At 64.4% G+C, this 3,738-nt stretch carries 2 protein-coding genes and 1 pseudogene; 1 reads left to right on the top strand and 2 read right to left on the bottom strand.

The genetic code is table 11. The features are described 5' to 3' along the window. Positions 1-734, bottom strand: a pseudogene (locus ACY693_RS16550) (hypothetical protein); the annotation flags it as partial. Between the two features lie 466 nt (positions 735-1,200). On the opposite strand from ACY693_RS16550, the gene ACY693_RS16545 reads away from it, so the two are divergent. Continuing rightward, positions 1,201-2,193, top strand: a complete 993-nt coding sequence (locus ACY693_RS16545; RefSeq protein ID WP_462322912.1) for an aminoglycoside phosphotransferase family protein — start codon at positions 1,201-1,203, stop codon at positions 2,191-2,193. Here ACY693_RS16545 and purD read toward each other — a convergent pair. After that, on the bottom strand, positions 2,160-3,521 hold the full coding sequence (gene purD / locus ACY693_RS16540; RefSeq protein ID WP_462322911.1) for a phosphoribosylamine--glycine ligase: 1,362 nt from the start codon (positions 3,519-3,521) through the stop codon (positions 2,160-2,162). The genes ACY693_RS16545 and purD overlap by 34 nt on opposite strands. Positions 3,522-3,738: the final 217 nt, after the last annotated feature.

Genomic DNA, 3,738 nt, shown 5'->3' with positions numbered 1-3,738 from the left:
TCGATCCAGTCGCCGGTGACGACGAGGTTGTCGTAGCCGGTCTCCCCGGCGCGGATGCGGTGGGCGTTGGTGCCGGGCAGCGAGAGGGTGCAGCGCTCGGACGGGCCGCAGTTGGAGCGCCAGAACTGGCCGCGCAGGCGGGCCTCGCGCGCGACCCCGATACCCGTGTCTTGGTCGAGCTTGAGCGTTGACGCCTTGATTGACCAGGCGTTACTGCCTGGCGGACAGGTCGAATAGACTAGCCCTTCGTAGCGCGTTCGTGATGGGCTAAGCAGCTCGGCGAGATCGGCGGTTCCGCGCAGATTGGCACTTCGTGAAAACCGGTAGCTGACGTTCTGCATCTGCCCTTGGTCGGTTTCCAGATTGAGTAGGGCGCGATCGCCGATCATCCTCAGCCCCGGCCGCTCAAGCAGGGTCGCACCCTGGGTCTTGATGTCGCCGGTGTTGCGATCATAGGTTAAGGTTTCGGCGACGACCCGCTCCTGGGAGCGGCGGACGTCGACACCGCCGCTGAGCGTTATGATGCCGGTATCCCGCTGGTAGGCGACCGCGCCGGTGTCGATCTCAATCGGCGTATCCGGTGCTGGCTCCGGCGTCACTGGAACCGCTCCGAGTCGGGTCGGCCGTGGTCCGCAGTAGGTCCATTCCAATCCCTGATGGAGCAGGGTTTCGCGATCTGTCGAGGGCGTGGATTCAAGCGCCGGATGCGGCTGTGCAGCTGCAGGCGCTTCCACGGTATTGGCTCGGGAGCGAGCCTCGGTGTCGGTTGTCGGCCCGAGCAGCGATGAGCGCAGCTGTGAGGCTGGCGGTGGCCCTGCTGGCGACGCGGAGCTGCTGTCTTCGATGGACGCTTGTGACAGCTGAGAAGCTCGCTGTTGAGCGGGCTCTTGATTGACTGTTTGGGCGACGGGCTGGCCTGGTGCCCCGATCAACACCCAGGGCAAGAGGGCGGTGGCAACGGCGAAGATTCGTCTGCGGTCCAAAGCGGTCATGCGTTCGATGGGCGGTCGCTGTCGCGGCAAGCAGTAGTGGAAGAACCGCGCCGGTGCGCCTGTTTCGCGCCACAGTCGGCAAAATCAGTGTAAGGTCGCACATCCGCCGCGGCTCGGCAAACTCGGACGCATTGAGCGCTCGCGTCAGCCCGCGTGCTCGCGGTGTCCAGTAGCGATTGATGAAGCAGTTCATGAGCGGGGTTGTGCGGTGTCGAACGAGCGACGGGTGTTGTTGGGGCAATGGCTTGCGACGGTACTGGGTGCGGGGATCGGGTCGCTTGAGCCAGCCTCTGCGGATGCGAGCTTTCGCCGCTATTGGCGCTTCAGCGATCAGGACCGCAGCCTGATTGCCGTCGACGCGCCGCCCGAGCACGAGGACAGCGCGCGCTTTGCCCGGTTGGCGCGCGCGTTTCGTCGCGCGGGGTTGAATGCCCCTGAGGTGTTGGCTGAGGATCATGAACGCGGCTTCTTGGTCGTCTCCGATCTCGGGACGCGAACCTACCTGAACGCGCTGACACCTTTGCGGGCCGACGCGCTGTATGGCGACGCGATTGCGGCACTGATCAAGCTGCAGCTCGGGCTTCCGAGCGACGAGCTGCCGATCTACGATGAGGCCTTCTTGCGCCGCGAGCTCGATCTATTCAGACAATGGCTGCTTGAAGCGCTGCTGCAGCTCGAGCTCACTAAGCCTGAAGCAGAACAGCTGGAGCAGCTCTACGCCGAGCTGATCAGCACTGCTCTGGAACAACCTCGCGTCGCTGTCCATCGAGACTTCCACAGCCGCAATCTGATGCTCAGCGAGTCGGCCAATCCAGGCATTCTGGACCTGCAAGACGCGGTGTCAGGGCCGCTGACCTATGATCTCGCCTCGCTGCTGAAGGATTGCTACATCGATTGGCCGCGCGAGCGTGTGCTGGCCTGGGTCGACCTTTCTGCCGAGCAGGCGCAGGCCGCTGGTCTGCTAGCAGCCGTCGACAAGCCTCGATTTCTGCGCTGGTTCGACCTGATGGGCGCTCAACGCCATCTCAAGGCTGCCGGTATCTTCGCGCGCTTGGCGGTTCGCGATGGCAAGCGCGGCTATCTTGCCGACCTACCTCGCACCCTGGGCTATCTGCAGGAGCTGGGACCGCTGTATCCGCAGCTGCAGCCGCTCGCCGCGCTGATCGCTCAGCGTGTTGTCCCGCGTTTGAGCGCACGATGACCGATATCGCGCCGATAGAAGGCGCCTTCGAACTGGATTCGCTCGGCCAGCGCATAGGCCTTTGCAGCAGCCTCGCCGACATCGGCGCCAAGTGCGGTAGCACAGAGCACGCGACCGCCGTTGGTGAGCGTCTGCTCGCCATCGCGTTTGGTACCGGCGTGGAAGACCTTGGTCTCGGCTAAGGTTGCTCCCGGCGTTGTTCCCGAGCTTGCTTCTGCGTCTGTTTCTGAAACCGCGACCGTGCGCCCACCGTTGCCTGCGGTATCAAGACCCTCGATCGGATGGCCTTTGGCATAGTCGCCCGGATAACCACCGGCGGCCATCACCACCCCAAGCGCAGCCTGATCGTGCCAGCGTGCCTCGACCTCGGCAAGCCGGCCTTCGGTTGCGGCTAGGCACAGCTCGAGCAGGTCGCTCTCCAGCCGCATCAGGATCGGCTGCGTCTCCGGATCGCCCAGCCGGCAGTTATACTCAAGCACGCGCGGCCTGCCGTCCTCGCCGATCATCAGTCCGGCGTAGAGAAAGCCGACATAGGGCAGATCCTCGGCGCGCAGACCCGCTACCGTCGGCTCGATCACCTCGCGCATGATCCGCTGCTCGAGCTCGGGCGTGACGATGGGGGCCGGTGAATAGGCGCCCATGCCCCCAGTATTCGGGCCGCGATCGCCCTCGTCGCGTGCCTTATGATCCTGTGAGGTTGCCAGTGGCAGTACCTGCTCGCCGCTGACCAGGACGATGAAACTGACCTCCTCGCCCAGCAGTTTCTCCTCGATCACCACCCGCTGTCCGGCGTGACCGAATTGTCCCTGACCGAGCATGGCATCGACCGCGGCGCGCGCCTGATCCAACTCATCGGCGACCACCACGCCCTTGCCCGCGGCCAGGCCGTCGGCCTTGACCACCACAGGGGCGCCGACTTGATCCAGGTAGGCCAGGGCCTGATCGCGGTCGCTGAAGGTCCGATAGGCGGCGGTTGGGATGCCATGACGTTGCATGAAGGCCTTGGCGAAGTCCTTAGAGCCTTCTAGTTGTGCCGCCTGCTGTGAGGGACCACAGCAGCGCAGGCCGGCGGCCATTAGCGCATTGCTGACACCAGCGACCAAGGGTGCCTCGGGGCCGATCACACAGAGCCCGGTCTGTTTCTGCTGTGCGAACTCAATCAACGCCTCGGCATCGGTCGGGTCCAGATCGACATTCTCGACCTTGGGCTCGGCGAGGGTGCCGCCGTTGCCAGGCGCGACGAAGACCTGGGTCGCTTGCGGTGATTGGGCGATCTTCCAGGCTAGGGCATGCTCGCGGCCACCCGAGCCGATGATGAGGATATTCATGGGAACGTCTACCGAATCGAAGATTGCTATGTGGCGGTCTGGGAGCCGATTGCAGCCATTGGCTACGCGTCATCTCGGCCGAGCTCCATTCGCATCACTTGCGCCGAGCTGGTCTTCCGCCTTCTGTCCGCGAGGACGCCCAGGCGGACGCAGTGCCGCGAATTCTTAATGGGATGGTCCGCCCCGCTCCTCCAACGGACCCTGAGCGGGCACAATG

It is taken from the genome of Halochromatium sp., from assembly GCF_054919635.1.
Note: the sequence above shows the minus strand (reverse complement) of the source record. Positions and strands in the feature narration are given on the sequence as shown.

Coding starts and splice junctions, on each gene's coding strand:
- purD (WP_462322911.1), bottom strand. CDS start 3,521: ATGAATATCCTCATCATCGGCTCGGGTGGCCGCGAGCATGCCCTAGCC.